The 26,554-nt window shown below is 67.2% G+C and carries 29 protein-coding genes; 8 read left to right on the top strand and 21 right to left on the bottom strand.

Features of this window, described 5'->3' with window-relative positions:
• Nucleotides 1–52: 52 nt before the first annotated feature.
• The 6 genes from AC5Y4S_RS22930 to AC5Y4S_RS22905 all read right to left on the bottom strand — a co-directional run bounded on the left by AC5Y4S_RS22930 (nucleotide 53) and on the right by AC5Y4S_RS22905 (nucleotide 3,464).
• Nucleotides 53–304, bottom strand: coding sequence for a hypothetical protein (locus AC5Y4S_RS22930; RefSeq protein WP_500034894.1), 252 nt, complete (start codon nucleotides 302–304; stop codon nucleotides 53–55).
• Nucleotides 305–311: 7 nt separating this feature from the next.
• Nucleotides 312–884, bottom strand: a complete 573-nt coding sequence (locus AC5Y4S_RS22925; protein WP_500035008.1) for an HdeD family acid-resistance protein — start codon at nucleotides 882–884, stop codon at nucleotides 312–314.
• 372 nt (nucleotides 885–1,256) lie between these two features.
• Entirely contained in the window at nucleotides 1,257–2,129 is an 873-nt protein-coding gene (locus tag AC5Y4S_RS22920; RefSeq protein WP_500034893.1) for an alpha/beta fold hydrolase, read from the bottom strand.
• A 61-nt stretch (nucleotides 2,130–2,190) separates the two neighbouring features.
• Nucleotides 2,191–2,367: a hypothetical protein gene (locus AC5Y4S_RS22915; RefSeq protein WP_500034892.1), complete on the bottom strand. Its 177-nt coding sequence runs from the start codon at nucleotides 2,365–2,367 to the stop codon at nucleotides 2,191–2,193.
• A 28-nt stretch (nucleotides 2,368–2,395) separates the two neighbouring features.
• Nucleotides 2,396–2,581 (bottom strand): hypothetical protein, encoded by a 186-nt coding sequence (locus AC5Y4S_RS22910; protein WP_500034891.1) that lies wholly within the window; start codon nucleotides 2,579–2,581, stop codon nucleotides 2,396–2,398.
• A gap of 136 nt (nucleotides 2,582–2,717) precedes the next feature.
• Nucleotides 2,718–3,464, bottom strand: coding sequence for an alpha/beta fold hydrolase (locus AC5Y4S_RS22905; protein WP_500034890.1), 747 nt, complete (start codon nucleotides 3,462–3,464; stop codon nucleotides 2,718–2,720).
• Nucleotides 3,465–3,536: 72 nt separating this feature from the next.
• Here AC5Y4S_RS22905 and AC5Y4S_RS22900 point away from each other — a divergent pair, with 72 nt between their 5' ends.
• The 3 genes from AC5Y4S_RS22900 (at nucleotide 3,537) to AC5Y4S_RS22890 (ending at nucleotide 6,030) form a co-directional block, all read left to right on the top strand.
• Nucleotides 3,537–3,806 (top strand): hypothetical protein, encoded by a 270-nt coding sequence (locus AC5Y4S_RS22900; RefSeq protein WP_500034889.1) that lies wholly within the window; start codon nucleotides 3,537–3,539, stop codon nucleotides 3,804–3,806.
• 8 nt (nucleotides 3,807–3,814) lie between these two features.
• Complete coding sequence (locus AC5Y4S_RS22895; RefSeq protein ID WP_500034888.1) at nucleotides 3,815–4,189, top strand: integrase; 375 nt, start codon at nucleotides 3,815–3,817, stop codon at nucleotides 4,187–4,189.
• A gap of 287 nt (nucleotides 4,190–4,476) precedes the next feature.
• Nucleotides 4,477–6,030, top strand: a complete 1,554-nt coding sequence (locus AC5Y4S_RS22890; protein WP_500034887.1) for an LCP family protein — start codon at nucleotides 4,477–4,479, stop codon at nucleotides 6,028–6,030.
• An 18-nt stretch (nucleotides 6,031–6,048) separates the two neighbouring features.
• Here the strand turns inward: AC5Y4S_RS22890 and AC5Y4S_RS22885 are convergent, their stop codons facing one another.
• The gene (locus tag AC5Y4S_RS22885) at nucleotides 6,049–6,840 is read right to left on the bottom strand and encodes an SDR family NAD(P)-dependent oxidoreductase (RefSeq protein ID WP_500034886.1); all 792 of its coding nucleotides are present in this window, start codon (nucleotides 6,838–6,840) and stop codon (nucleotides 6,049–6,051) included.
• A 65-nt stretch (nucleotides 6,841–6,905) separates the two neighbouring features.
• Here AC5Y4S_RS22885 and AC5Y4S_RS22880 point away from each other — a divergent pair, with 65 nt between their 5' ends.
• On the top strand, nucleotides 6,906–7,796 hold the full coding sequence (locus AC5Y4S_RS22880) for an NAD(P)-dependent oxidoreductase (protein WP_500034885.1): 891 nt from the start codon (nucleotides 6,906–6,908) through the stop codon (nucleotides 7,794–7,796).
• Here AC5Y4S_RS22880 and AC5Y4S_RS22875 read toward each other — a convergent pair.
• Nucleotides 7,779–8,609, bottom strand: a complete 831-nt coding sequence (locus AC5Y4S_RS22875) for an SDR family oxidoreductase (RefSeq protein WP_500034884.1) — start codon at nucleotides 8,607–8,609, stop codon at nucleotides 7,779–7,781. The genes AC5Y4S_RS22880 and AC5Y4S_RS22875 overlap by 18 nt on opposite strands.
• Nucleotides 8,610–8,682: 73 nt before the next feature.
• Entirely contained in the window at nucleotides 8,683–9,600 is a 918-nt protein-coding gene (locus tag AC5Y4S_RS22870; RefSeq protein ID WP_500034883.1) for an enoyl-CoA hydratase, read from the bottom strand.
• Between the two features lie 250 nt (nucleotides 9,601–9,850).
• On the opposite strand from AC5Y4S_RS22870, the gene AC5Y4S_RS22865 reads away from it, so the two are divergent.
• The 4 genes from AC5Y4S_RS22865 to AC5Y4S_RS22850 all read left to right on the top strand — a co-directional run bounded on the left by AC5Y4S_RS22865 (nucleotide 9,851) and on the right by AC5Y4S_RS22850 (nucleotide 14,623).
• Nucleotides 9,851–10,015, top strand: a complete 165-nt coding sequence (locus tag AC5Y4S_RS22865) for a hypothetical protein (RefSeq protein ID WP_142281923.1) — start codon at nucleotides 9,851–9,853, stop codon at nucleotides 10,013–10,015.
• Nucleotides 10,016–11,482 carry an alpha,alpha-trehalose-phosphate synthase (UDP-forming) gene (locus AC5Y4S_RS22860; RefSeq protein WP_500034882.1) on the top strand — a complete coding sequence of 489 codons (1,467 nt, stop codon included), beginning with the start codon at nucleotides 10,016–10,018 and terminating at the stop codon, nucleotides 11,480–11,482.
• A gap of 921 nt (nucleotides 11,483–12,403) precedes the next feature.
• Complete coding sequence (locus tag AC5Y4S_RS22855) at nucleotides 12,404–13,981, top strand: PE family protein (RefSeq protein ID WP_500034881.1); 1,578 nt, start codon at nucleotides 12,404–12,406, stop codon at nucleotides 13,979–13,981.
• A gap of 63 nt (nucleotides 13,982–14,044) precedes the next feature.
• Nucleotides 14,045–14,623, top strand: a complete 579-nt coding sequence (locus AC5Y4S_RS22850) for a hypothetical protein (protein ID WP_500034880.1) — start codon at nucleotides 14,045–14,047, stop codon at nucleotides 14,621–14,623.
• Between the two features lie 85 nt (nucleotides 14,624–14,708).
• On the opposite strand, the gene AC5Y4S_RS22845 is transcribed toward AC5Y4S_RS22850, so the two are convergent.
• The 12 genes from AC5Y4S_RS22845 to AC5Y4S_RS22790 form a co-directional block, all read right to left on the bottom strand.
• Entirely contained in the window at nucleotides 14,709–15,191 is a 483-nt protein-coding gene (locus AC5Y4S_RS22845; protein WP_068105387.1) for a mammalian cell entry protein, read from the bottom strand.
• Entirely contained in the window at nucleotides 15,191–15,892 is a 702-nt protein-coding gene (locus tag AC5Y4S_RS22840; RefSeq protein WP_500034879.1) for an Rv1363c family protein, read from the bottom strand. The genes AC5Y4S_RS22845 and AC5Y4S_RS22840 overlap by 1 nt, the downstream gene beginning before the upstream one ends.
• Complete coding sequence (locus AC5Y4S_RS22835) at nucleotides 15,892–17,616, bottom strand: virulence factor Mce family protein (RefSeq protein ID WP_500034878.1); 1,725 nt, start codon at nucleotides 17,614–17,616, stop codon at nucleotides 15,892–15,894. The genes AC5Y4S_RS22840 and AC5Y4S_RS22835 overlap by 1 nt, the downstream gene beginning before the upstream one ends.
• Before the next feature lie 10 nt (nucleotides 17,617–17,626).
• Nucleotides 17,627–18,793, bottom strand: coding sequence for a virulence factor Mce family protein (locus tag AC5Y4S_RS22830; RefSeq protein ID WP_500034877.1), 1,167 nt, complete (start codon nucleotides 18,791–18,793; stop codon nucleotides 17,627–17,629).
• Nucleotides 18,790–20,229, bottom strand: coding sequence for a virulence factor Mce family protein (locus AC5Y4S_RS22825; RefSeq protein ID WP_500034876.1), 1,440 nt, complete (start codon nucleotides 20,227–20,229; stop codon nucleotides 18,790–18,792). Before AC5Y4S_RS22825 ends, AC5Y4S_RS22830 begins: the two co-directional genes overlap by 4 nt.
• Nucleotides 20,226–21,290, bottom strand: a complete 1,065-nt coding sequence (locus AC5Y4S_RS22820) for a virulence factor Mce family protein (RefSeq protein ID WP_068185226.1) — start codon at nucleotides 21,288–21,290, stop codon at nucleotides 20,226–20,228. The genes AC5Y4S_RS22825 and AC5Y4S_RS22820 overlap by 4 nt, the downstream gene beginning before the upstream one ends.
• Nucleotides 21,280–22,332, bottom strand: a complete 1,053-nt coding sequence (locus AC5Y4S_RS22815; RefSeq protein WP_500034875.1) for an MCE family protein — start codon at nucleotides 22,330–22,332, stop codon at nucleotides 21,280–21,282. The genes AC5Y4S_RS22820 and AC5Y4S_RS22815 overlap by 11 nt, the downstream gene beginning before the upstream one ends.
• Nucleotides 22,332–23,534: an MCE family protein gene (locus AC5Y4S_RS22810; protein WP_500034874.1), complete on the bottom strand. Its 1,203-nt coding sequence runs from the start codon at nucleotides 23,532–23,534 to the stop codon at nucleotides 22,332–22,334. The genes AC5Y4S_RS22815 and AC5Y4S_RS22810 overlap by 1 nt, the downstream gene beginning before the upstream one ends.
• Nucleotides 23,535–23,553: 19 nt before the next feature.
• Nucleotides 23,554–24,396, bottom strand: a complete 843-nt coding sequence (locus AC5Y4S_RS22805) for an ABC transporter permease (RefSeq protein WP_068105412.1) — start codon at nucleotides 24,394–24,396, stop codon at nucleotides 23,554–23,556.
• 7 nt (nucleotides 24,397–24,403) lie between these two features.
• Complete coding sequence (locus AC5Y4S_RS22800; protein ID WP_068185235.1) at nucleotides 24,404–25,168, bottom strand: MlaE family ABC transporter permease; 765 nt, start codon at nucleotides 25,166–25,168, stop codon at nucleotides 24,404–24,406.
• Nucleotides 25,169–25,405: 237 nt separating this feature from the next.
• Nucleotides 25,406–26,320, bottom strand: coding sequence for a 3-oxoacyl-ACP reductase (locus AC5Y4S_RS22795; RefSeq protein WP_500034873.1), 915 nt, complete (start codon nucleotides 26,318–26,320; stop codon nucleotides 25,406–25,408).
• A gap of 35 nt (nucleotides 26,321–26,355) precedes the next feature.
• Nucleotides 26,356–26,547, bottom strand: a complete 192-nt coding sequence (locus AC5Y4S_RS22790) for a ferredoxin (RefSeq protein ID WP_500034872.1) — start codon at nucleotides 26,545–26,547, stop codon at nucleotides 26,356–26,358.
• Nucleotides 26,548–26,554: the final 7 nt, after the last annotated feature.

The following is a 26,554-nucleotide window of genomic DNA, read 5'->3' as shown; positions in this document are numbered from 1 at the left end:
CCCTCGGGCACTCGGAGGCTATGAATTCGTCATGGACAAGGACAGAGACCGATCAGCATTGCGCGCCCTCGGCTTTGGTCAGCTCCCAATCCAGCCACGCCGTCGCATAGCGGATCCTCCTCTTGGCGCCATCGATAGCTTCGGGTTCGAGCCGCAACCGATCGAGGATCCGCTCGGCCACATGGCCCGAGTGATCGGATAACCCTTCCGCGCCGCAACTACAGGACGTCGCCGAATCGTCGACATGCTTGACCGCGCGGTGGTTTTCGATGATTTCGCGGATGGATCCGATCAAATCGGGCATGCCGACCTCAGCTGGTAGCGCCGGCCAGACGCCCGATTCCTTGCGCCGCATGGTCGACGGTCCTGCGTGCCCGCAATGCCCAGACGATTTGACAGATTCCAATGACCACAAGCCATGCCCCGGTGACGATCGCCAGCATGACGATGCTGTCGAAAGGCCAGGCAATGATGACCATGCCGGCGATGGTCGTGAGGACTCCTAAAAATGTGTGCCACGGGCGCTCCGGCAACTCCGGATGACTTATCGCCAGCACCGCCTCCGTGACGCCTTGGAAGATGAAGCCAACGCCGATCCAGATCGCAAGCAGCAGAACGGCGTAGCCCCCGCCGAAGTGCCGGAAAGCCAGCACGCCGAGCACGAGCGACAGGGCGCCGCTGATGAAGTACAGCACGCGGCTGCCGGCCGACACATCAAACGTGAGCGCGAAAGCGACCTGTGCGACGCCCGAGACCAGCAGGTACACCCCGAACAACACCGCGGCAACCAGAATCGACTTTCCCGGCCAGATCAACACCACCACGCCCAGGGCCAGGGCCATCACCCCCGACGCGAGGACCGTTTTCCACAAATCGCGAAACATTTCCGGTGTCTGCAATGCGGTCATGGCAAGCTCCTTCACGCCTTGTGGTACCCGCATCAAAAAGGGTGCGGCTTCGCGGACCCCGCACCTAGGGCACAAAGTCCCTGATCTGCGAGGAATCCTTGCGTCCGGAAGCGTCTGTGTGGCAACCGCTTCGGCGGGACGCCCGGGAGCGCTCCGAACACTCGTGCGTACCGGGGGGCATGTCATTGCGACCAGATGGGTCCCGCGGCCGTCACGCTGTAAAGACGCGGGACAGGACCCCCCGGGCCGATGAACGGGGCATGCGCGTGGTCGACAACCCGGAGCCACGCGTTCTTCAGGTGTTCAGCCCACCGCCAGTGCACCCGCCATGGCTTCGCGGTGTCAACGTCAGCCGCCCACGTGGCGGGTGAGGAAATCGAGGACCGCCTCGGCGAAGATGTCGTTGCGGTCGCCCGCGACCATGTGTCCCGCCCCGCGCACATCGGTGAACTCGACCTGCGGGAAGCGGGCGAGGAACTCGTCCGCGCGCTCCTGGCTGACGAGGTCGCTCACCTGACCCCGCACCAACAGCATCGGCACACCGTTGCGCACTATCGCCTCGACGGCTGTGTGCATGCGGTCGGCGTCGGTGACTTCGAACGGAGGATACGGGGCCGTGCCGCTGATGAATTGTGGATCCCAATGCCAATACCAGCGATCGCCGCGCCGGCGCAGGTTGGTGGTCAGGCCCTCGAGGTCGGTAGGTCTGGGCCTATGCGGGTTGTATTCGGCGATCGCGTCGGCGACTTCGTCGAGCGAGGCGAATCCGGATTCCACGCGCTCGGCCATGAAGTTGTGGATGCGGTTGGCGCCGGATTGCTCCATGTTGGGCACGATGTCGACGAGGACGACGGCGCTGGCGGTGCCCGGCGCGAGCTCCCCTTCCAGCAGCATTGTGGTGAACCCGCCCAGCGACGCGCCCACCAGCGCCGGCTGCGGCGGCAACGTGCGCAACACCTCTTGGACGTCGGCGGCGAAGCTGACCACGCGGTAGTCGCCCTCGCTCGACCAGTCGGATTCGCCGTGGCCGCGCAGGTCGATGGTCACCGCCTGAAAGCCGCGCTGGGCGACCGCTGCGGCCGCCTTGGCCCAGGAACGACGCGTCTGCCCGCCGCCGTGCAGGAACACCACGGCACGTGCCTGGGGATCCCCGAGGCGATCAGCGACGATGCGAACACCGCCGGGACCCTGGGTCGAGAACGTTTCGGGGGCGGTGGTCACCAGGAGATAGTAAGACCCTCTCGAGATCTCCGGGCGTTTCCTTCGCCGAAGAGTTGCTGAGTCAGCCGGCGCGCCGGCCGCCGGAGGAAGCCCGGTTGATCCCGACGAACTTGGTTATCCGCAGGAAAAGCCTGCCGAGCGGGCTCCCCGCGCGCTGCGAGTCCTTGATCCGCCCGAGGGTTTGCTCGCCCTCGGCGGCGTAGTCCTTGACCGTTTCGTCGCCTTCTTCGGCGCGCATGCGTCATCTCCATCCGTGGTCGGGGTTGTCATGCCGGCATCTGGCGCTCGGGCGGGTCCGCCGGCGTCAGGCGCTCCGGCGGGTCTGCCGGCGTGAGGCGTTCGGGTGGTTCCGCCGGCGTCAGCCGCTCGGGCGTCTCGTCCGGGGTACCGGGTTCGGTGTCGATCATCATCGGTGCGTACCCGCCGGGCGCGCGGACCAAAACGAATGGCAAGCCGAAGGTCCGGCTCCCGCGTTGAGTGTGTATTGAGGGCTTTGGGTGTGTAGTGGGGGCCTGAGAATCGTCGAAAAACCCGCCCTCACCTCACACCGAAAGCCCTTCTTTCACACTCGACGCGCCGAAAACGGGCCTAGCCGAGCGTTTCCCAGAAGCGCGTCAGTGCCGCCGCGCCCGCCGCCGGATCCTGCACCATCCACCAGTGCCCGAGCCCGTCGAGCACCTCGGTGCGCGCGCCCGCCCGGTCGGCGGCGCGGCGCCGGTTGTCGGTGGCCCCGATGAACGGGTCCTCGGTGGCCAGCAGTGAAAGCCCCGGCCGGGCCGCGGCCTTCTCCAGCTCGCGACCGGCCTCGGCCAACGCGGGCTGGCGCGCCGAGCGATACAGCGACAGGATGGCCCGACCCATTTCCGGCCCCTGCTCCGGGGCGATCGAGGTCGCGATGTCCAAGGGGATGCCCAAGGCGGCCATCCGCTGCACGCGATCCTCGACCGTGCCGCCGAGCAGCGTGTCCACCAGCTCTTCGCCCTCACCTGGCGTCTGCCACGTCTGCGCGAAGTCGTGCCACACGTAGTCGGGGTCGAAGAGCCCGACGACGTCACTGACCCAGCTGCGCACGAGTTCGGGCCGGTGCATCACGGCGTTCACCACGTGGCCGCCGCCCCAGTCGTGCCCGACGAGGTCGATCGGTCCCTCGATGTGCTCGAGCTCGGCCTCGAGCCAGTCGCGATAGGCGAGGTAGGTCGCCGGGAAATCGTCGGGCAAGGGCGCCCCGAAGCCCGGTGGCGACAGCAGCACCACATCCTGGCGTCCGAGGGCCTCGACCAGCGGGCCCCAGATGGCGGCGGTCTCGGGATTGCCATGCACCAGAACCACGGTCATGGCGAACATCGTGGCACGACACGACCGTCCGGCGGGAGGGCCGGCCGCCGGGAAGGCGCTTACACTCCTTTGATGCATCCTGTGCCGACCAGGCACGCAGCCAATAGAGTCCCGGTCGCGGTCGCGCTGCTTGTCGCGCTGGTGATCGGCATTCTCGCTCTACCGGTCAAGCAACGGTGCGGTGCACCGGGCCTGTTTTGCGCGACGGCGGTGGATCCGCAGGGCAATATTCACTATTACTACGAGGTCGAGCCGGTCGGCGTATACCTCGCCGAAATCATCGCGGGCTCAAATATTCGCCTCTTTTACAGCTCGGGCGAAGATTTGGTCAAGGCGGGCTAGGGGGCCAGATGTGGCGACATGCCGGCACTGCAATGCTCGTATCGGCACTGCTGATGTCGAGCGCGCCCGCCGGTGCGATGACGCTCGTCGGCGCGCGCCAAAGCATATGCGGCACAAGCGCTTTCTGCCCGGCCGATCCAGCACCCGACGCCGGTGACCAGGCCACGGCCGAGCAGAAGATCAAAGACGGCTACATCCAGAAGCAAATCAATTGCACGCCAAGCCTGCCGCCCAACCCCCAGTCGATCACCTGGGACCCGCCCGGCTTCGCGCCGAACATCGGTGGTTCGGGTGTGATCCGGGACGCCAATCCGCAATTGGGTGGCCAATACCGCGCCGATTATGTGAACGGCAGATGGCACATCGAATACCCGTATTGCTGAATGGCTTGGGCGCCCGATATTTGATGCCAGGGGTGTAACAAGTCGGGCTCGACCTCGGCACGATCGCCGTGGGCAGGCTCGGCGGTGGTGGCCAAAGGCGCTGGTCAGAGCCCGATTGATGGCATGAATTCCGGGTATCCCGGGCGCGTGAGCCTGCTTACACCGGCCCGCTTAATTGGAGGGTTCACAGCAAGCTACCGCATACTTGACGGCATGCTGCAAGCGACATCACCGCAAACCACTATTGCGGTGGCGGGTGGTGCGCTGGTAACAGGACGAGGTTTTTGATGGCACAGTCTGGCGGCGCGCATCGCCGCCATCGCGCCGTTCGGCAACCGTCGCGCCTCCGCAAGGCGCTGACGCGCAGCTTGATGGCGCTGGTGTCGGTGGGGGCCGTGCTGATGACGGGCACGGGATACTACGTGGCTCACGGCGCGCTCGGCGGCATCACCGTCTCGGACGCCCTGTCGCCGGAGGACCCCCGGTCCAGCGGTGACAACATGAACATCTTGCTCATCGGGCTGGACTCGCGCAAAGACCAGGACGGCAACGACCTGCCCTGGTCGATCCTAAAGCATTTGCACGCAGGCGATTCCGACAACGGCGGCTATAACACCAACACCCTGATACTCATCCATGTCGGGGCCGACAACAAGGCCGTCGCCTTTTCCATCCCGCGCGACGACTGGGTGCCGTTCAACGGCGTTCCCGGGTACAACCACATCAAAATCAAAGAGGCATACGGGCTTACGAAGCAGTACGTCGCGAACAAGCTCGCCAGCCAGGGCAGCATCACCCAGAAGGAACTCGAGACTCGGGGCCGTGAGGCGGGCCGGGCGGCGACGCTGCGCGCGGTGCGCAGCCTGACCGGCGTCCCGATCGACTACTTCGCCGAGGTCAATTTGGCCGGCTTCTACGACTTGGCCCAAACCCTGGGCGGCGTGGAGGTGTGTCTGAATCACGCTGTCGAGGACTCGTATTCGGGTGCGGACTTCCCGGCGGGCCGGCAGCGACTGGACGCGTCCCAGGCGCTGTCGTTCGTCCGGCAGCGCCACGGCCTGGAAAACGGGGATTTGGATCGCACGCACCGGCAGCAGGCGTTCCTGTCGTCGGTCATGCAGGAACTGCAGGCGTCGGGCACGTTCACCGACATCGACAAGCTCAAGAGCCTGATGGCGGTCGCGCGCAAAGACGTTGTGCTGTCGGGGGGTTGGGACGAGGACCTGATCCAGCGGCTGGGGTCGCTCGCGTCCAGCGGTAACCTCGAATTCCGGACGCTGCCGGTGGTGCGCTACGACAACATCGACGGGCAGGACGTCAACATCATCGACCCGGCGGCGATCAAGGCCGAGGTGGCCGAGGCGATCGGGGCGCCGCCGCCGTCGACCACGGCCGCCACCACCGCCGCCAAACCCAGCCCGTCCACCGTCGTCGACGTGATCAACGCGGGCGCCATGAGCGGCATGGCCAGCGAGGTGTCCCGTGCCCTGAAGAAGCGCGGGTACACCGCGGGCCAAGTGCGCGACCGCAATTCGGGCGAACCGACCGCCACCACCATCGAGTACGGCGCCGGTGCGGAAACCGACGCGCACAACGTGGCGACCCTGCTCGGGCTCGACGCGCCCAAGCAGCCGAACGCCGCCGTCGAGCCCGGGCACATCAGGGTGACCGTGGACACCAACTTCTCGATGCCGGCTCAGGACGAGACCGCGATGGACGACACCACCACGACGACGACCAGCAAGTCGAACACGTACTACTACAACGGCACCACGACCACGTATCCGACGCCCGATCAAGGAAGGCCGATGGCCGCCGGCGGCGTGCCGTGCGTTAACTAGCCGCGATCAGGCAGCCAATCACGCGTGGGTTCCGCCGTCGATGCGGATTTCGGTGCCGGTGATCCAGGCGCCGTCGTCGGACACCAGCATGGCAATGACACCGGCGATCGCGCTGGGCTCGGCCATGCCGGCACCGCTGGATTCGACGGTCGTCGGCAGGATCGGCATGAGCCGCGGAAACAGCGACCAGTCCGCGTCTTTGGGGATGTATCCCCCTGTCGCGTCGGTGATTCCGGACTTGATGCTTCCGGGTGCCACGCACGCCGCGCGCAGGCCGTCCTTGGCGTACTCGAGCGCCAGCGAATGGGTGAAGGCCTGGATGCCGCCCTTGCTCGCGGCATAGGCCGCCATGTAGGGATGGGCGAACGACGCCGACGTGGAGCTGAAATTCACGATGGCGCTGCGCGGATTGCCCAGCAGCGTCGGAAGCGCCTCGCGGACCACCAGAAACGTTCCGGTGAGGTTGATCCCGACGATCCGGTTCCACAGTTCGAGGCTGGTCTCGTGGGTGTGCGCGGCGCGCAGGATGCCCGCCGCGTTGACGAGCGAATCGAGGCCGTCGAGCGTCTGCACGGCCAGGCGGACGCCGTCGATCACCGAGCCCTCGTCGCCGACGTCCATCGGCATGGTGGTGAGCCGTCCGGCGGTTCCGGCCTGCTCCGCGCTGGCCCGGGTGGCGGCCAGGCCGTCCTCCGCGATGTCGGAGGCCACCACGGCGGCGCCCTCGTCGAGCAATCGCAGCGCGCTCGCCTGGCCGATCCCGGACGCGGCGCCGGTCACCAGGATCCTCTTGCCCTCGAGTCGCTCCATTGCTTCTCCCGTCGGTTGGCCCGGCCATCATGGTAAAGAGCGGCTCTCACAGGCAGGCTAGGTGCATGGACATTGGATTCATCGGGCTGGGCAACATGGGTCAGGGCATGGCCGCGAATTTGATGAAGGCCGGCCACCGCCTCACCGTGTACAACCGCTCCCCCGACAAGGCGGAAGCCCTCGCCCGGCAGGGCGCGACCGCCGCGCGCAGCGTCGCCGAAGCCAGCCGTGGCGACGTGGTGTTCACCATGCTGTCCGACGACCGGGCCGTCGAGGCCGTCACGCTCGGTCCCGACGGGATCGTCGCGTCGCTGGCACCAGGCGCCACGCACGTGTCGTCGAGCACGATCAGCGTCGCCCTCTCCGAGCGACTGGCGGCCGCGCACGCCGAGGCCGGTCAGCGGTATGCCGCCGCGCCGGTGTTCGGCAGGCCCGAGGCCGCTTCCGCGGCAAAGCTTTTCGTCATCGCCGCGGGCGCCCCGGAGGTGTTGCAACCGTTGTCGGAGCTGTTCGACGCGATCGGGCAGCGGACGTTCGTGGTGTCCGATCAGCCGCACACCGCCAACCTGGTCAAGCTGAGCGGCAACTTTCTGCTCGCGTCGGCGATCGAGAGCATCAGCGAGGCCGTCGCGCTGGTCGCCAAGGCCGGCGTCGACCGTCAGCAGTACGTCGACATCCTCACCTCGACGCTGTTCGCCGCGCCGGCGTATCAGACCTACGGCGGACTGATCGCGCGACAGGAGTTCGAGCCGGCCGGTTTCGCGGCCCGGCTCGGCCTCAAGGACGTCCGGCTGGTGCTTTCGGCCGCGGAACAGCTGCAGGTTCCGCTGCCGGTCGCGAGCGTGGTGCGCGACCGCTTGCTCACCCTGGTCGCAACCGGCGGCGGGCACCTGGACTGGTCGGCGCTCGCCGCGCTGGCCGCCCGCGACGCGGGCAGCTCAGACCACCCCGCGTAGCCCCTCGGCGCCGAAGGCGGGTTCCAGCATCGCGGAGAAGTCGGGGCCGCGCCGCAGGATGTGGCCGCCGTCGACGTTGATGCACTGTCCGGTGATCCAGCTGGCGGCATCGCTGAGCAAGAACATCGCCAGGTTGGCGACGTCCTCGACCTCACCCACTCGTGGCAGTGGCGTGCACTGCCGGTAGTCCGCGCTCAGTTCCGGTGATTCCGTAATGGGCACAACGAGATCCGTGCGGATCAGGCCGGGGCGGATGCTGTTGACCCGCACCCACGACGGGCCGAGCTCGTCGGCGGCCAGCTGCATCATGTGGTCGACGGCCGACTTGGTGACGCCGTAGGCGCCGAACCACCGATGGGTGTTGCTGGCCGCGATCGACGAGATCCCGACGAACGAACCGCCGCCGCCGCGCACCAATTCGCGTGCGGCGTGCTTGAGCACGTACATGGTGCCGTTCACGTTGAGGTCGACCGTGCGCCGCCACGCCTCCGAGTCGATCTGGGTGATCGGCCCGATGGTCTCCGACCCGCCCGCACAATGCACCGCCCCGTGCAGCCGGCCGTGCCACGCCGTCGCGGCGTCCACCGCGCGGGCGGCCTCCTCCTCGTTGGTGATGTCGGCCGGCTCGTAGCGGATCGCGCCGCTGGCCTTGAGCACTTCGATCTCTTGGACCGCAGCCGCCAGCCGGTCGGCGTTACGCCCGACGATCATGACGGAGGCGCCGGCCGCGACCAGCCCGGCGGCGACTCCTTTGCCGATCCCGCTGCCACCACCGGTCACCAGGTACGTCCGGTTTACGAAAGAAAGCTGCACGCCGCGCCTCTCATGCCGAAACTGAAACGGGTTCTAGCATAGGCGAGCGGTCACAGCCGCCACACGGGTCACGCTATGGCGTATCGCGGCGGGCGATCTGCGTGGGCTTCGCGTCGCGCCAGTCCTCAACGTCGGGCGGCAGGCCGACCGCGTACCTGTTCTCGTTGTGCGCGGCCCAGTGTGCGTGGCCCAGCTCGTGAATATGGAACGCGTGCCGCAGCGCCTCGGTGAATCCCATCGCGTCGGAGGCCGCGTTCACCGAGTCCTTGACGAGCAGCGCCGCCATCGTGGGCCGGTCGGCGATGCGCCGGGCGAACTCCAACGTCTTTTCCGCCAGCTCGTCGACCGGGAACACCTTCGACACCATGCCCAACCGGTAGGCCTCGTCGGCGTCCAGCGCATCGCCGGTCAACAGCAGCTCCTTGGCCTTGCGCGGCCCGAATTCCCAAGGGTGGGCGTAATATTCGACGCCCGGCATCCCCAACCGCACCGCCACGACGTCGCTGAACTTCGCGTTGTCGGCCGCGACGATCAAGTCGCAGGCCCAGATCAGCATCAGCCCGGCCGAAATCGCGTTGCCCTGCACCTGGGCAATGGTGATCTTGCGCAAATCGCGCCAGCGGCACGTGTTCTGGAAGAAGTAGTGCCACTCCTGCAGGTAGATCTTCTCCGCGATGGGATCGCGGGTGCCGCCGTTGATGCGGAAGCTCGGCAGCTGGCTGCGCTCGGCGATCGCCAACTCCGAGCCCAGGTCGTGGCCGGCGGAGAAGTTCTTGCCGCGCGCCGCCAGGATCACCACCCGCACGGTGTCGTCGGCCTCGGCGCGCACGAACGCCTCGTCGAGCTGGACGAGCAGGCCGCGGCTCTGCGCGTTGTGGGCGTCGGGCCGGTTGAGCCAGATCCGGGCGATGCGCCCGTCGTCGAGGGTTTCATAGGCCACCAGCTGTTCGGCGTCGGTCGCTTGAGTGCCGGCTTGGTCGGAGAGTGTCATTCCGCCCACCTACCTTGTCATCGGGGTCATCGGGCTCGTTACAAGTTGGGGTCGATCCGTAACTACCGGGCCGACTCTCTGCACATTACGGCCACCGCCCGCGACACAGATCCCCAGGGGGCACGGCGCCGCCCGACGCACTTCCGGCAGCGCGACGGGATCTGGCCTGACCAGCAACGACAGCGGGTGTGGGCCGGTCGCCGGCGTGAGACACCTGCGGGCGAATATCGACGTCGCCTACAGTTGTCTTATGCCTACGAAATCTGATCCTGGCGAGCTCGGCGATGTGGAGCCCCTGGCCGACAGCACCGCGAGCCAGGCCAGGCGGGTGGTCGCCGCGTACGCGAACGACGCCGACGAGTGCCGCGTCTTCCTTTCCATGCTGGGTATCGGACCGGCAAAACACGACACCTAAATGACTCCCAGCGGGGGCCAGCAATTCGGCAATTCCGATTTCGTAGTGGTGGCCAATCGGCTGCCGGTCGACCTCGAGCGCCTCCCCGACGGGAGCACCGCCTGGAAACGCAGCCCCGGCGGCTTGGTCACGGCCCTCGAGCCGCTGCTGCGTCGCCGGCGGGGCGCGTGGGTCGGGTGGCCGGGAGTCGCCGATGACGACGACGAGCTGGATTACGAGCCCGTCGTCCAGGACGACCTACATCTGCACCCCGTGCGGCTGACCTCCGACGACGTCGCCGAGTACTACGAGGGATTTTCCAACGCCACGCTGTGGCCGCTGTACCACGACGTCATCGTCAAACCCATCTACCACCGCGAATGGTGGGACCGCTACGTCGACGTCAACCGCCGCTTCGCCGAGGCCACGTCGCGCGCCGCGGCCCGCGGGGCGACCGTGTGGGTGCAGGACTACCAGCTGCAGCTGGTTCCCAAGATGCTGCGCGAACTGCGGCCCGACCTGACCATCGGTTTCTTCCTGCACATCCCGTTCCCGCCGGTGGAGCTGTTCATGCAGCTGCCGTGGCGCACCGAGATCGTCGAGGGTCTGCTCGGGGCCGACCTGGTGGGCTTCCACCTGCCCGGCGGTGCGCAGAATTTCCTGTTCCTGTCCCGGCAGCTGATCGGGGTCAACACCTCGCGCGGCGCCGTCGGGGTGCGCTCGCGATTCGGCGAGGTGGAGTTGCCGTCGCGCACCGTGCGGGTGGGCGCCTTTCCGATCTCTATCGACTCCACCGCGCTCGACCATGCGGCCCGCGACCGCGACGTGCGGCGGCGCGCGCGGGAGATCCGCGCCGAGCTCGGCAACCCGCGCAAGATCCTGCTCGGCGTCGACCGGCTCGACTACACGAAGGGCATCGACGTTCGGCTGAAGGCCTTCTCGGAGCTGCTCGCCGAGGGCCGCGCGAAGCGCGACGACACCGTGCTGGTTCAGCTCGCGACACCCAGCCGCGAACGCGTGGAGAGCTACCAGATCCTGCGGAATGACATCGAGCGCGAGGTCGGTCACATCAACGGTGAATACGCCGAGGTGGGTCATCCGGTGGTGCACTACCTGCATCGGCCGGTCCCCCGTGACGAGCTCATCGCGTTCTTCGTCGCCAGCGACGTCATGCTGGTGACCCCGCTGCGCGACGGGATGAACCTGGTGGCCAAGGAGTACGTCGCCTGCCGCAGCGATCTCGGCGGCGCGCTGGTCCTGTCCGAATTCACCGGTGCCGCAGCCGAACTCCGGCAGGCCTACCTGGTGAACCCGCATGACACCGATGGCGTCAAGGACGTGATCGAAGCGGCGCTCAACCAGTCCCCCGAGGAGGGACGGCGCCGCATGCGCGCGCTGCGACGCCAGGTGCTCGCGCACGACGTGGACCGCTGGGCGCGCTCGTTCCTCGATGCGCTCGCCGAGTCGCATCCCCGCGCCTCCAACTAGACGCGCCGGGCTAAACGCGGCCCGGCTCATCCATATCCGGCCGCTGCCGCGGCTGGTTGGCCGCGCAGTAAAACGCGTGGCAGTTTCAACGAATGCCGCTAGTGAAAACTACTCTTATTTGCTGACAAAACTCTCTGTTGCTCCGCTATTTGTAGGCCTGCCAAAGCGGCCGCAGCGCCGCCCGCTGCCCGCTAAATCGCTGAAGATGTCTTGATTGGTTGACCGAACCGGTCGTACGATGCGGACCTGCCTATCGATGGGAGCGTTCGAATCGAAATCAATTACGAGTCGTGAGTGATCGCGGCCCCATAACCACTTCCGGTGACGCAGTTCACTCTCAGGGCCGACTTTTCTCCATTCGCACGCCCCGGAAGTCGTGCGAATCTGCACATGAAGCGCTGGCGCGATGCGTGACGCACTAATACCGCCGTACGCAAGTCTCCGCTGGGACCGCGGACCATTCAATTAGTCTGCTGAACAGGCGATTTACGTACTTCGAAATTGCGGATCGCCAGGCGGGAAAGCGGCATGGCCGCGACGGGTCGTCCGGCAGTAGGAAGTCATTGATTCCCTACCGGTAATAACCGGTTGCGCATTATTGGCCACCGTCACCGCCCGCGGTCGTCTGTTTGGTTCGGCCTACGCGAAGACAGTTGTCGAAGGCGGCGAGTTCGGGTTCGAGCCGGCACCAGCATGCCCGCAAAAATGGTCGGCCGGTTATGGATGTCCAACGAATATCGGCGAGGACGGTGCGCACTTCCGGCGGCGACTCATAGCGCCCGCGACCTCGGTAAAGCCAGCCTCGAGCCAAGATCTTTATTAATTCAGTGGAATTTGCTGTAATGACAGCGATACGCTGCTGTCGTTTCTGATTTTCCTCGGTGACCAAGCGGGCGAAAGCCGAACTGTCGGAGGTACGGAATGTCGTTTGTGATCGCGGTGCCGGAGAGGGTGACAACGGCGGCGACAGATTTGGCGGGCATCGGGTCCGCGATCAGCGCGGCCAACGCGGCCGCGGCGTCGCCCATCACCAAGGTTTTGGCTGCGGGCGCGGACGAGGTGTCCGCGGGCATCGCGGTGGTGTTCGGCGAGCACGCCCAGGCGTTCCAGGCGATCAGCGCCCAGGCGACGGCGTTCCACGACCAGTTCGTCAACGCGCTCACTTCCGCTGCGGGAGCGTACGGGGCGGCCGAGGCGGCCAACGTTTCACCGCTGCAGGTCCTCCAGCAGGACGTGCTGGGCGTGATCAACGCACCCACCGAAGCGCTGTTCAAACGCCCATTGATCGGCAACGGCGCCAACGGGCAAACGATCAACGGGGTGGGGCAGCCCGGCGGGCCCGGCGGAATCTTGTTTGGCAACGGCGGTGCCGGCGGCAACGGCACCAATCCCGGCGCGCCCGGCAGCGCGGGCGGGCACGCCGGCCTCATCGGCAACGGCGGCCAAGGCGGGCAGGGCGGGACGGGCGGGACGGGCGGCGTTGGCGGCCGGGGCGGGTGGCTGATCGGTTCGGGCGGTGCAGGCGGGGCCGGCGGGATCGCCACGGCCGTCGGCGGCACTGGCGGCATCGGCGGGGCGGGCGGCAACGCCCCCCTGCTCGGCCACGGCGGCGCGGGCGGAGCCGGCGGAAGCGACGCCAACGGGTTCGGCGGTTACGGCGGCGCCGGCGGCAGCGGCGGGTGGCTGCAAGGCACCGGCGGAAGTGGCGGGGCTGGTGGGGCCGGCGATACCGCCGGCGGTTTGGGTGGCAACGCAGGCAACGGCGGGTGGTTGCAGGGCAACGGCGGCGCCGGCGGGGCCGGCGGGAGCGCTACCGGCGCCAACGGAATAGGCGGTTTCGGTGGCCACGGCGGCAAGGGCGCGTGGCTGCACGGCAACGGTGGGACCGGGGGGACCGGCGGCGACGCCACTGGAGCCAATGGACACGGCGGCAGCGGCGGCGACGCGGGCACCGCCGGGGTGTTCGGCAACGGCGGTCACGGCGGCCAGGGCGGCTCCGCGTTCCTCGGCACCGGCGGGAACGGCGGCAATAGCGGCAACAGCGGGATCATCGGCGACGGCGGCAACGGCGGCGATGGCGGGGCCGGCCTGACCGGCGGCCGCGGGGCCGACGGCGGCAACGTCAAGCTGTTGGGCGGCGGTGGTGCGGGCGGCGCGGGCGGTGCCGGCAGCGGCCCGGCCGGGGTCGGCGGTGCCGGCGGGAAGGGCGGCGGAACGGGGATATTCGCCCACGGCGGTGCCGGGGGCACGGGCGGCGCCGGATCCGGCACCGGCGCCGGCGGGGCCGGTGGCGACGGCGGCGTCGGCGGGCTCTTCGGCGGCGGCGGCAGGGGCGGCGACGCCGGCAACGGCGCCGCGCCCGCCAACGGGGGCAGGGGCGGCGACGCCGTATTCATCGGCAACGGTGGGAACGGCGGCAATGGCACCGGCGGCGGAAACGGCGGAAGCGGGGGCTTTGCCGGGCCGTTCGGCCACAGCGGGGCGCACGGTTTGCCATAACCCCCCCATGGTGCTGCCGCCCAAACGCTGTGATACTCGATGCAGCGTAGAGGGAGGAACGTCATGAAGCTCCGTCGTGGCCTGGCCGCCGGCGCCGGCATCTGCTCGACCGTCGCGCTCGGAATCGCGTTGGAATCGGGCGAACCGGCCGGTGCGGTCGCGCCGCCACCGGACGGCAGTTACTCCTTCAACCAGGCGGGGGTGTCCGGGGTGACCTGGACGATCACGGCGCTGTGCGATCAGGTGAACGGAAGCCGCTACTACAAGGACTATTCCAACCCGGACATCATCGCGAACTTTTGCGCCCTGAACATCGTGAGCTCGACCGACGAACGGATCAGCCGGCAGGACAAGCTGCAGAACTTCAGCGGCAGGGCCCGGCTGGTGAGCCAACGCTGGACCTTCAAAGTCGATGTGGCCGACGGCGTTTCGTGCCCGGGCGGCGGCACCGCGGCATCCACCGAAACCTATGCGTTTGACGACGAGACGCTCACCGGCACGCACACCAGCCTGCATGGCCCGGAGTGCGGCCTGGAGTCGGCGATGAGCAAGCAACCGTTTTCGTTGGCACTCACCGGCCCTCCGCCGAGCCCGATCGAGCGCTATCCGTTGCGGTGCAACGACATTGCGATGTGCTTCTGAGTTGGCCTGTTGTCCCACGGCCGAGAGTCACGCCAGCGCAACGGTGGGCGCCGGGCGTCACGCTGGCGTGACGCTCGGCGCGAACCTAGATCGGTGTGATGTAGGCGATCAGCCACTGCTTGCCAACTTTGGTGAAGTCGACCCGCAACCGGCTGCCGTCGTAGAGCGGCTGCCGTGACTTGTCGGTCACGGTGCGGTTCAGGTAGACCATCACCGACGCCGAATCCCGCTTGGCCGACATGACGCCCACGCCAACGACATTGGCCTGGACGACGACCTCACGCTTCTTCGCCTCCGGAATGATCTGCGCGTTGGCGCTCTTCTGGAACTCCTGGCGATAGGCGGGCGTCAGCAAGGGGTAGGCGGCCGAGAGACTGCGTTCGACGGTCTGGTAGTCGTAGGCGAAGACCTCGGGTATCTCTTTGGCGGCCAACCCCGGCAACACCGCCCGCGCGGCCGCCTCGCCACGCGTCTGCGCCCGCTCCCAGTAAAACCAACCGGACGCCGCGGACAGGCCGACGAAGGCGGCCACCAGCAGGGAGCCCGCGACGGCGATCAGCCACCGCATCAGTTACCCCCGTCCGGATACTTCAGGTCGTAGCCGGTCATCCGCCCGCGCTCGTCCTCGTGCACGATCACCCGCAGCCGATACGGCATGGACGGCTTGTTCGTCCCGTCGATGTCGGCGACCGTGACCCGCACCGACACCAACACCGACGCGTTGTCGGTGACCGAATCGACCCCCTCCAACGCGGCGCCGTTGACGACGGCTTCCGACGTCGCATTGGTGGAGCGGAACAGGCCCTTGAGGTTCTCGATGTTGTTGTTGGCGCCCAACATTCCGCGCAGCGGGCCGCTGGTGCCCTCGTAGAACCGGTTCACGCTCTCGTCGATGTTGTCTTGTTTGTAGCTGAACATGTTGACCACCGTCTGCGTGGCGGTGTCGACGAAGCGCTGATCGCGCGCCTGTGCCGCATCGGCGTGCCGCTGCTGGACGACCAGCACGACCAGGCAGGCGGTCAGCGCGCCGACCGCCACCAGCGCGGCGGCGAACGACGCCCGCAGCACCAGGGCGCGGTTCGGCCGGCGCCGCGGCGGCGGTTTGACCGGCTTCAGGTTTGCAACGGGCTTCGCCGGCGGCTTCGGTGGGGCCGCCACGTCGACCTTGACCGGAGCGGCATCGGCCGCCTCGCCCTTGGCCGGCCCCGCGGCGCGCGAAGCACGGCGACGCACCCGCCGCGTCGTCGTTTCTGGCACTTCTGGGGCCACTACATCGGCCTCGGATCAAGCATCAGGTCCACCCAATTCTCGGCGCTGGAGGCGCCACTGGCGCCGGCCGCGAACGTACCAGTCCCGCCGGCCGGGTCCACGAACGCTCCGGTGCGCTGGTCATAGGTGGTGTAGGCCGGGCCGCTGGCCTGCGGCGGCGGACCCTGCGGCGGCCCCCACGGCTTCTCCGGGCCCGGGCCCGCCGGCGGCGGGTTGATGCCTTCCGGAGGCGCCGGCGGTGGGAGCCACTTGGGATAGGGAAGTATCGGCGGCACCGGTGGGACGCCTGGCGGCATCCACGACGGGTTGCCCGGCGGCGGCGGCCGGTCGTTGGGGGGCGGCGGATCGAAGGCCGGCTGGTGATTCGGCAACGGGCCGGGCCCGGGCACCACGCCCGGCGGCGGTGGGCCCACGATCGGTGTGCCCGGATCGGGTTCCGCACCCGGCGGTATGTACGGGAACTTGTTGGGCGGCAACACGTTCAGCCCATTCGTCACCGGGGTGTCGTACGGCACCGGCGGGCCGCGCCATGGGTTGCGGCCGACCGGAACATAGCCCTTCGGGTCGCGGCACAGCTGGATCGTCGGCGCCCGTTTGCCGGGAAACTCCTGGCACGGATAGTTGCGGGCACCGCGCACGGTGCTCGGATCGTTCTGCGCCGTCTTGCAGTACATGTCCCTCGGCAGCTCGCGCAGCGTCTCGTCCGCCGGCGTGCGCATCAGCGGCGGCGGCAAGAAGCCGACGGCGCACGGGGGCGGGTCGTTGAGGTCGAGTTTGAAGTCCAGCTTGGCGCCCTCGTCCTGTGGGGCGCCGCCGGCGGCCGTGGTGATCGCCGCGAACAGCGCCGGTAGCACCACCAGCAGCTGCTCGATCGACTTGTGGTAGATGACGCCGACGCGGCCCAGGTTGGCCAGGCTGGCGGCCAACGCCGGGAACGACGGGCGGATGCCGGAGAACGCGGTGCTGGCCTCGTCGGTCGCGCCCGGGGCGGTGGCCAGCGTCTCGCGCAGCTGCGGGTCGGCCTGGCGCACCTCGGAAGTGAAGCGCGCCAACCCATCCGACAGCGATTTGACGTCGGCGCCGGCGCGGATCTGGGCCTGCAGGAACGGGCCGGCCTGATCGATCAACTGTGAGACCTGCGGATAGTTGGCGTTGGCCTCGTCCACCAACAGCCGGGCGGACTCGATCAGCCGGGCCAGCTCGGGACCCGACCCGTTGGCCGCGATGAAGGTCTCGTGTAGCAGTTCGCGCAACCGGGTGTCGCCGAGGCTGTTGACCAGTGCCTCCGCCCGCTTCAACAGGTCGGCGACGTCCTGACCGATCCGGGTGTTCTGCCGGTCGATCCGGGATCCGTTGTGCAGCTTGGTCGATGCCGGATTGCCGGGCGGTACCAGGTCGATGTACTGCTCACCGACGGCGGAGACGCTCTTCACGGTGGCGGTGACGTTCGACGGTATGGGGGTGCCCCTGTTGAGCCGCATCTCGGCGGTGACGCCATTGGGGTTGAGGCCCACCGACTCCACCCGGCCAACCGCCACGCCGCGGTAGGTGACGTTCGCGTTCTTGTACAGACCGCCCCCCGCCACGAAATCGGCGCTGACGCCGTACGTTCCGAGGCCGAAGGTGGCGGGCAGCCGCAGGTAGAAGACGGCCATCACACTCAGCGTGATGGCGGTGATCACCGCGAAGATGCCGAGCTGGACTTTGGTGAGCTTGTCGATCATGCGCGCCGCCCTACCGCCCCTCAGGGCCCGAAGTCGTGCCGGGCGGAATCTTGAACGGGTCGGCCGCCTGTCCGGACAGGTTGGCCAGCTCGCCGGTCAGGAAGTCGGGCGGGTTGAGCACCTCGCTCATGTGCATCATGTTCGGGTCCAGTGCATAGGACGTGGTGAAGAACGTCTCACCGATCCGGCGCAAGGTGAGGTCGAACGTGGTGAACACGTTGAGGTAGTCGCCGCGCACCGACTGCTTGATGCCGAAGTTGGGGAACGGGAACGTCAGCAGGATCTGCAGCGAGGTGACGAAGTTCTTGCGGTTGTCGCTGAGGGCCTTGACCACCGAGTACAGGCCCTTGAGGTCTTCGGCGAAGTCCACCTTGGTTTTCGCCAGGATGTGGGAGGTAACGGTAGCCAGCTTCTTCAAAGCCGCGAACGCTTCGACGATGTGGTCCCGGTTCTTGTTGAGCACGCGGAGGGCCTCGGGCAGCGTGTCCAGCGCCCGGCCCAGGTTGTCCTTGTCGCGCGCCAGGATCGCGGAGAATCGGTTCAGCCCATCGACCGCGTCGATGATGTCGTCGGTCTGGCGGTTGAGCCCCGCGGTCAATTCAGCGAGCCGGGGGATCAGGTCGACGAGCTGGTCCTGGCGACCGGCGAAGGCCTGATAGGTCTCGTCGGTAATGTCTTCCAGCGCACCGAGATTGCCCTTGTTGACGACGACGCCCAATGCCGAGAGCACCTCTTCGGTGGACGGATAGCGGCCCGTGTTGGCCTCGGTGATCCTCGAACCATCCTTGAGCCGCCCGGTCGCCGGCTTGTCCTTGGGGCGCGCCAGGTCGATGTGCATCGAACCCAGCAACGACGTCTGGGCCACCGTCGCAGTCGAATTGGCCGGCAACACCACATTCTTGTTCAGCGCGAGTTTCACCGCGGCATAGAACGATCCGTCGGAGCGCTGCTCGGCGGAAATGCCCGCGACGCTGCCGACGGTGACGTCGTCGACCATCACCGGTGAGTTCTGCGGCAGCGTCGCCACGTCCGGCATCTCGACGGTGATCGAATACGCGCCGCTGCCGTGGCCGGCCGTGCCGGGCATCGACAAGGAGTTGAGGCCGTTGAATTGGCAACCGGCCAGCAGCGCGCCGCCGGCGGCTAACACGCCGCCGCGCAACCAGATTCGCCTCATCCGCCACCGCCCTGATCGGCCGGCGGCGCGCTCGGCGCCTGGCCCGGCGGGGGGCCGGGCAGCGGACCGTAGGCGTTGCCCGGGCCGGGACCCGGTGCCGGACCCGAGCTGAGTCCGGCCGGCGGGGGGCCCGGGGCCGGCTGCGGCGCCGTCGGGACCAGCAGCGCCTGCAGGTCCGCGGGGTTCTGGGCGGCCGGGGGGAGGTGGGAGCCCTGGGCAGGTATCCAGGTCAGCTGCGGAATCGGGGTGGCCGCCTTGGCCTGTGTCTCCGGGGTGTCGTAGATGATCTGGCCCTTGTACGCGGTGATCGTGTTGAGCGGGTGGAACATGACCGGCGGGTAGTTCACGGCGAGCCGGCGCAGCACCGGGCCGAGCCGCTCGCGGCAGATCTCGGCGCGCCGGTAGTAGTCGGGCGCTCGCGGTCCGCCGGCGGTCTCGAAGGAACCACCGCAGATGAACTGCACGGGGTTGGCGAATTCGGGTATCGACAACAAACCGTTCAGGGTGCCCTGCGCCGGGTCGTAGATGTTGTAGAAGTTCGCGATGCCCGGGCCGGCCACGTGCAACACCTGCTCGATGTTGTCGCTCTGGTCGTTCAACGTCTGCGCAAAGTCATTGAGGTTGTTGACCGTATCGATGATCGTCGAGTTGTTCTCGTGCAGGAATCCGCGGATGTCCGAGAGGGCCTGGTTGAGCGTGCCCAGGGTGTTGTCCAGGTGCCGCGAGCTGTCGGCGAGCACCTGCGACACCGACGCCACGTTGCCGGCGAACTGCACGATCTGTTCGTTGCTCGCCGACAGCGCATCGACCAGCACCTGCAGGTTCTTGACTGTGCCGAAGATGTCGCTGCGCGAATCGCCCAGCCGCCCCGCGACTTGCGAAAGCTCGCGCAACGCATTGTGGAACGACTCGCCCTTGCCGTCGAGCGTGTCGGCAGCCTGGTTGATCGCCTTGCCCAGCGGCCCCTGCATCGACCCCGTCGTCGGGCCCAGCTGAACGGCCAGCTGCGTCAGGGACTCCTTGACCTCGTCCCATTCCACCGGCACCCCGGTGCGGTTCAGGTCGATGCTGCCGCCGTCGGGCAACACCGCCCCGCCGGTGTACGCCGGGGTCAGCTGAATGAACCGCGCCGACACCAGGTTCGGCGAGATGATCACGGCCCGGGCGTCTTTGGGGATCTTGACGTCCTTTTCCACCGACATGACGATCTTCACGTCGGAAGGCCGCGGCTCGATCGTGTCGATCGAGCCGACCGGCACGCCCAGGATGCGGACCTGGTCGCCGGGATACAGACCGACGGCGGAGGTGAAGTAGCCGATGACGGTCCGGTTATTGCCTTGCGACGACAGCACATACACGCCACCCACCAGCATCGCGACCAGCGCGATGATGATGCCGTAGCGCAGCCCCCTGCTGCCGGCGATCCGATTCGTCATGGCGACTTCGGCCTGATGATCCAGCGTTCCTGAATCAGCCCGCGCAGGTAGTCGGCGAGGCTGGCGGGCAGCTTGCCCGGCTGGTAGAAGAAGTCGAACATCGTCGCCACCAACGGCGCCGGGATCACACCGTAGACGTTGACGTTGAACCCGGGACCGGAGCCGACGACCTCACCCAGCTCGGTGGCATAGGTGGGCAGCCGCTTGAGCGCCTCGGTGATGTAGTCGCGGCGCTCGTTGAGGTTGGCCAGCACCAGGTTCAGCTTGCTCAGCGCGGGGCCGAACTCCTTGCGGTTGTCGGCGACAAAGCCGGAAATCTGTTGTGAGAGACCGCCGATGCCCGAGATCAACTCGCCGATCGCGGCGCGCCGCTCGTCGAGCGCGGCGAACAATTCGTTGCCGTCGTCCACCAGCTTGTTGACCTGGTCGGCGCGCTGCGACAACACCCCCGTCACCGACTTCGCATGCGCCAGTAGGCCCTGCAGCGCCTCGTCGCGGCGGTTCAGCGTGCGGGATAGCGATGTCACGCCGTCCAGCGCGCCGCGCAGTTCGGGCGTGGCGTCGTGCAGCGTGTCGGTGAGCACGTTCAAGGCCTGCTCGAACTGCGGCTTGTTCAGGTTGCTGGCGTTGTTGCCCAGATCCTCGAGCGCGCCGGCCAGCGTGTACGGCGTCGTCGTGCGGCTCAGCGGAATCGTGGTCGCCTTGCCGCTGCCGGCCGGGGTCACCGCAATGGAACGCTCACCGAGGATGGTGTCGGTGCGGATCGCAGCCATCGACTGATCGCCGACGACGACATGCCGGTCGACGCTGAAGGTCACCTTGGCGCTGTCGCCGGCCAGGCCGACCGAGGCCACCTTGCCCACTTTGAAGCCGGACACGTAAACGGAGTTGCCCGGGTTGATGCCGCCCGCGTCGGTGAAGTAGGCCTCGTACATCTTGCCCTGCGGAAAGAACGGCAGGTTCGCGTATCCGAACGCGATGAGCACCACGCAAACCACCAGCACCACACCGAAGATGCCGGTGCGCAGTGGGTCGCGTTCGCGCCTTGCGTTACTTGACAAAAGCGCACCTCCCCTTGCTGGGATCTACCGGGCCGCCGAACGGTATCAGGATGTCGCCGCCGGCCGGGCCGTTGATCTTGATCGTCACCGAGCAGAAATAGATGTTGAAGAAGGACCCGTAGGCACCGAGCGCCGCCAGCCGCAGGTAGTCCTCGCCGAGTTGCTCGACATCGTTGTTCACCTCGGCCTTGCGGTTGTCCAACTCGGTGGCCAGCGGTCGGGTGTTCTCGAGGATGCCCTGCAGCGGACGGCGCGAATTCTGCAGCAGCTCAGTCAAGTCCGTGGTGGTGGACGCCAGCGGGGGGATGGCCCCCGCGATCGAGTCCTTGTTCTTGGCCAGCCCGGTGATCAATTGCTGCAACTGGTCGACGCTGGCCGAGAATTGCGCGCTCTTCTGGTCGACGGTGCCCAACACGGTGTTGAGGTTGGTGATCGCATCGCCGATCAGCTGGTCGCGCTGGCCCAGCGCCGACGAGAACGCGCTCGTGTCGGCGAGCACGTTGGACAAGGCTCCGCCCTGGCCCTGCAACAACTGGATCACCGCGCTGCTGATGGTGTTGACCTTGTCGGCGTCCAGGCCCTTGACCAGCGGCCGCAGCCCGCCCAGCAGCGCGTCGAGATCCAGTGCGGGCTGGGTGTGTTGGGAGTTGATCGTGCCCCCCGGCGGCAGCCTACGCAGCTCCCCCGGTCCCGAGGTGATCTCCAAATAGCGGTCGCCGACCAGGTTTTCGTACCGGATCACCGCCCGCGTCGACGAATACAACGTGTAGCGACTGTCCACCCCGAACTTCACGTCGATGGTGTTGTCCTGGTTGAGCTTAACGCCCGACACCGCGCCGACCGGCACGCCGGCGATGCGAACCTTCTGGCCGGCCTTCAGCTTCGACACGTCGGTGAACGTTGCGTGGTAGGTACTTTCGGGACCGAACCGGAAGTCGCCGAAGACCACCACCAGCGACGCGCTCACCAATAGCATGGCCACCGCGAAGATGCTGACCTTGATCAGCATCGACCGGTGTGACGGCATCCCCGCGGCCGCCATCAGAAGTCGTCCCGTTCCGCGAAAGCGCCGTGGAACAGGAACTGCAGGGTGGAGGGCGCGTCGAACTGCAGCTCGGTGAACGGCTCGTACGGGATGTTGGCGTTGTCGGTGACGAGGAAGGGCGCCCGGTAGAACGACCCACCGGTCTGCTTGGTCGGGATGTCGGGCAGTCCGCGGCAGTTCGGACCGCCGGAGGCGTTGACGATCGGCAGGGATTCCGGATACGTGTACGACGGCGCACCCAGGACGAAGCTGGACGACGTGAACAGCCCGGCCTTGCGCACACCGATCAGCGGGGCGAATTCCTTGATGCCGCGCTCGACACCGGCGAAAAAGCACCCGAATTCGGGCGAGTAGTCGTGGGCCACCTTGATCGGGGCGCGCAGCCTGTTGATGGCGTCGATGAAGTTCTGCTCGGCGGGTTCCAACGTCTCATAGGCGTTGTTGGCCAAGCCGATCGCCGCCAGCAGCGTGTCGTTGAGGTCCTTCTGCTTGTCGACGACAGTCCGGTTGATGGTGGGCAGGTTGTCGAAGACGGTGTTCAGGTCGGGGGCGGCGTCGGCGTAGTTGTTGGTCACGATTCCGGCCCTGCGGAAGTCCTCCTGCAGGGCGGGCAGCTTCGGATTCGCCTGGCGTGCCAGCGTATTCAGCCCCGACAGCAGCGATCCGAAGTCGTCGCCGTGGTTGCGCAGCCCTTCGGACAGCGCGCTCAGCGTGCCGTTCAGCTCCACCGGGTCGACCTTGTGGAGCAGGTCGACGAGCGATTGGAACAGCGTATTGACCTCGAGCGCCACCGCGGACGCCTCGACGTGCGCGTCCGGGCGCAGGGATGTCGGCGAAGGCGCCTGGGGCGGAATGAATTCGACCGACTTGGCGCCGAAGATGGTGTTGCCCGCGATGTGCACCGTCGCGTTGGAGGGGACGAAGTGCATCTGATCGCTGCTGATGGCCAACGTCAGCCGAGCCTGGTCACCCGAGTAGTCGATGCTGGTGACCTTGCCGATCTGGATGCCGCGGTACTTGACCTTGGCGCCCTTGTCCATCACCAGGCCCGCCCGTGGCGCCGAGACGGTGACGGTGTCGGTCGAGGCGAAGGCCGCGGTGTACGAAAGGTAGGTAAGCACGGCGAAGGCCACGATCACGCCGGCCAGCAGCGCCGCTGCCAGCCGAACCGATGAGCGTCGTGATGCGCCGTCTGCCATGTCTTTTCGGGAGCTCCCTTCACCCGGAGAGGTTGAAGTTACCGGACGCGCCGTACACGGCCAGCGAGATGAACAAGGTGATGACGACCACGACGATCAGCGAGGTGCGCACAGCCTGACCGACCGCGATGCCGACGCCGACCGGGCCGCCGCTGGCGTTGTAGCCGTAATAGGTGTGCACCAGCATGACCGCGATGGCCATCACGATGGCCTGCAGGAACGACCACAGCAGGTCCGACGGGATGAGAAACGTATTGAAGTAGTGGTCGTAGAGGCCCTTGGACTGCCCGTTGATGTACACCGTGGTGAACCGGGCGGCGAAGAACGCGGCGAGCACCGACAGCGAGTACAGCGGAATGATCGCGATCAGGCCGGCGATCAGCCGGGTCGACACCAGGTAGGAAACCGACTGCACGGCCATGCATTCGACGGCGTCGATCTCCTCGGACACCCGCATCGCGCCCAATTGCGCGGTGGCGCCCGCTCCGATGGTGGCCGCCAGCGCGATGCCCGCGATCACCGGGGCGACGACGCGGACGTTGAGGAACGCCGACAGGAAGCCCGTCAGCGCCTCGATGCCGATGTTGCCCAGCGACGCATACCCCTGCACGGCGATGACGCCACCGGAGGCCAGGGTCAGGAAGGCCGCGACGCCGACCGTGCCGCCGATCATGACGAGAGCCCCCGCGCCCAGCGTCATTTCGGCGACGTTCCGGATCGTCTCCTTCCGGTATTGGGTGAGCGCTTGCGGCACGTAACGCACTGTCTTGCCGTAGAACAACGCCTGCTCGCCGAAGTCGTCGATGGGCCCCTGCAGCCGCGACATGAAACGGCGAAACCGGAGGGTGGCGTCGTAGCTCATCGAGTGCTCACTTGGCGGTGATCCGCACGCCGACGGCGGTCATGACGACGTTGATGACGAACAGGCAGATGAACGCGTAGACGACGGTCTCGTTGACCGCGTTACCGACGCCCTTCGGTCCGCCCTTGACGGTCAGGCCGCGGTAACACCCGACCAGCCCGGCCATCACGCCGAACAGCAGCGCCTTGACCTCGGCGAGCACCAGCTCGCGCAGCCCGGTCAGCACGGTTAGGCCGTTGATGAAGGCGCCCGGGTTGACGCCCTGCAGGAAGACGGAAAACACATAGCCGCCGGATAGGCCGATGGCGCACACCAGGCCGTTGAGGAGCAGCGCTACCACGGTCGACGCCAAAACCCTTGGCACCACGAGCCGGTGGACCGGGTCGATGCCGAGCACGCGCATCGCGTCGATCTCTTCCCGGATGGTGCGGGCACCCAGGTCGGCGCAGATCGCGGTGGCGCCCGCGCCGGCGACGACGAGCACCGTCACCACCGGGCCGAGCTGGGTGACGGTGCCGAAAGCCGTTCCGGCGCCCGACAAGTCGGCGGCTCCGATCTCGCTCAGCAGGATATTGAGGGTGAACGCGACCAGCACGGTGAAGGGGATGGACACCAGCAGCGTCGGCACCAGCGACACGCGGGCGATCATCCACGTCTGTTCGAGGAACTCCCCCAATTGAAACGGCCGTCGAAAAGTCTCGCGGCCGGTGTCGATCATCATCTCGAAGAACCCGCCCACAGCGCGGGCGGGAACCGAAAGTTGTTCTATCAACTTGGCCGCCCCCCTCTGCTGCTCGCGGCGAAGCCTGTGTGTCGCCTTAACGTTGTCTTCGGTCGCATGCGGCTCGGTGTCAGCCGGATCATATTAACTCAGAGAAAGAGCACCATGTCAATGAACAGCATTTCCGTATCCGAACCGTTAATTTGTCCAGGTCAGAGGTATTGCTGAGGGTTCAATCTGACACGTGTTCTACTCGGCATTTTCAGCTTAAAAAGCGCGTTTACCCCGTCATTGCTCCATGAGGTTGACGGCGGAAAAGTTTCGCTCCGGATCGCGTCCAGCAAAGTATTCCTGGAGGGCGCCGCTGAGCTGGCCGGGCTCCCAGGCCGGCCCGTCCGCCTTGAATCTGTGCTCCGCCGTCGGTGCGGCCACAAGTGTCACCTGCGGTCCGTAAACGATGAACACCTGCCCGTTGACTTCCGCGGCGGCGGGCGACGACAAGAACTTCACCAGGCTCACCACGTGCTCGGGCGAGAGCGGGTCGATGCCGCCTTCCTCCACCTCCGGCGCGTCGCCGAAGACGTCGGCCGTCATCGCCGTGCGGGCCCGCGGGCAGATCGCGTTCGCGCACACCCCGTAGCGGCCCAGCGCCCGCGCGGCCGTGAGGGTGAGCGAGATGATGCCGGCCTTGGCCGCGCCGTAGTTGGCCTGCCCCACCGGCCCGACCAGGCCGGCTTCCGATGCGGTGTTGACGATCCTGCCGAAGATCTGACCGCCCGCGTCCTTGGCCTTCGCGCGCCAGTAGGTGGCCGCGTTGCGGGTCAGCAGGAAGTGGCCGCGCAGGTGCACGGCGATGACGAGGTCCCATTCCTCGTCGGACATGTTGAACAGCATCCGGTCGCGGGTGATCCCGGCGTTGTTCACGACGATGTCCAGGCCACCTAGCCCATCGGCGGTGGCCACGAGCTCGTCGGCGGTCGAGCGCTGGCTAATGTCGCCGGCCACCGCGACCGCCTTGGCCCCTGCCGAGTTGATCTCGTCAATGACGTCGGAGGCGTCCAGCGCGGCGGCGATGTCGTTGACGACGACGGTGGCGCCCAGCCCGGCCAGGCCGAGCGCCTCGGCGCGTCCCAGCCCCGCGGCCGCGCCGGTCACCACCGCGACCTTTCCGGATAGATCGGTCGCGTTTGTGCTGCTAGTCAATTTATGAATACCTCTAGTCTGTGTTCAGGCTGTGCTTATTCGCCGCGCAATAGAGCAGCGCGCGGGCACTCGGCGATCGCCTGCTCGGCCAGCGGCTCCCGGTCGGGCGGAATCGGATCGATCTTCACGACGGCATAGTCTTCATCGTCCAGATCGAAGAGGTCGGGTGCGATTCCCAAGCACACCGCGTTCCCTTCACACCGGTCACGATCCACGATCACCCGCACGGCACCC

The sequence above is a fragment of the Mycobacterium sp. NGS64 genome (genome assembly GCF_059812245.1).
Note: the sequence above shows the minus strand (reverse complement) of the source record. Positions and strands in the feature narration are given on the sequence as shown.

Excerpts from the sequence above, each read along its gene's own strand:
- AC5Y4S_RS22845 (WP_068105387.1), bottom strand. The coding sequence starts at position 15,191 with ATGCGGTGGCTGATCGCCGTCGCGGGCTCCCTGCTGGTGGCCGCCTTC.
- AC5Y4S_RS22930 (WP_500034894.1), bottom strand. The coding sequence starts at position 304 with ATGCCCGATTTGATCGGATCCATCCGCGAAATCATCGAAAACCACCGC.
- AC5Y4S_RS22890 (WP_500034887.1), top strand. The coding sequence starts at position 4,477 with ATGGCACAGTCTGGCGGCGCGCATCGCCGCCATCGCGCCGTTCGGCAA.
- AC5Y4S_RS22870 (WP_500034883.1), bottom strand. The coding sequence starts at position 9,600 with ATGACACTCTCCGACCAAGCCGGCACTCAAGCGACCGACGCCGAACAG.
- AC5Y4S_RS22895 (WP_500034888.1), top strand. The coding sequence starts at position 3,815 with ATGTGGCGACATGCCGGCACTGCAATGCTCGTATCGGCACTGCTGATG.
- AC5Y4S_RS22900 (WP_500034889.1), top strand. The coding sequence starts at position 3,537 with ATGCATCCTGTGCCGACCAGGCACGCAGCCAATAGAGTCCCGGTCGCG.
- AC5Y4S_RS22880 (WP_500034885.1), top strand. The coding sequence starts at position 6,906 with ATGGACATTGGATTCATCGGGCTGGGCAACATGGGTCAGGGCATGGCC.
- AC5Y4S_RS22825 (WP_500034876.1), bottom strand. The coding sequence starts at position 20,229 with ATGACGAATCGGATCGCCGGCAGCAGGGGGCTGCGCTACGGCATCATC.
- AC5Y4S_RS22850 (WP_500034880.1), top strand. The coding sequence starts at position 14,045 with ATGAAGCTCCGTCGTGGCCTGGCCGCCGGCGCCGGCATCTGCTCGACC.
- AC5Y4S_RS22925 (WP_500035008.1), bottom strand. The coding sequence starts at position 884 with ATGTTTCGCGATTTGTGGAAAACGGTCCTCGCGTCGGGGGTGATGGCC.
- AC5Y4S_RS22810 (WP_500034874.1), bottom strand. The coding sequence starts at position 23,534 with ATGGCAGACGGCGCATCACGACGCTCATCGGTTCGGCTGGCAGCGGCG.
- AC5Y4S_RS22835 (WP_500034878.1), bottom strand. The coding sequence starts at position 17,616 with ATGATCGACAAGCTCACCAAAGTCCAGCTCGGCATCTTCGCGGTGATC.
- AC5Y4S_RS22805 (WP_068105412.1), bottom strand. The coding sequence starts at position 24,396 with ATGAGCTACGACGCCACCCTCCGGTTTCGCCGTTTCATGTCGCGGCTG.
- AC5Y4S_RS22815 (WP_500034875.1), bottom strand. The coding sequence starts at position 22,332 with ATGGCGGCCGCGGGGATGCCGTCACACCGGTCGATGCTGATCAAGGTC.
- AC5Y4S_RS22915 (WP_500034892.1), bottom strand. The coding sequence starts at position 2,367 with ATGCGCGCCGAAGAAGGCGACGAAACGGTCAAGGACTACGCCGCCGAG.
- AC5Y4S_RS22860 (WP_500034882.1), top strand. The coding sequence starts at position 10,016 with ATGACTCCCAGCGGGGGCCAGCAATTCGGCAATTCCGATTTCGTAGTG.
- AC5Y4S_RS22855 (WP_500034881.1), top strand. The coding sequence starts at position 12,404 with ATGTCGTTTGTGATCGCGGTGCCGGAGAGGGTGACAACGGCGGCGACA.
- AC5Y4S_RS22905 (WP_500034890.1), bottom strand. The coding sequence starts at position 3,464 with ATGACCGTGGTTCTGGTGCATGGCAATCCCGAGACCGCCGCCATCTGG.
- AC5Y4S_RS22885 (WP_500034886.1), bottom strand. The coding sequence starts at position 6,840 with ATGGAGCGACTCGAGGGCAAGAGGATCCTGGTGACCGGCGCCGCGTCC.
- AC5Y4S_RS22865 (WP_142281923.1), top strand. The coding sequence starts at position 9,851 with ATGCCTACGAAATCTGATCCTGGCGAGCTCGGCGATGTGGAGCCCCTG.
- AC5Y4S_RS22830 (WP_500034877.1), bottom strand. The coding sequence starts at position 18,793 with ATGAGGCGAATCTGGTTGCGCGGCGGCGTGTTAGCCGCCGGCGGCGCG.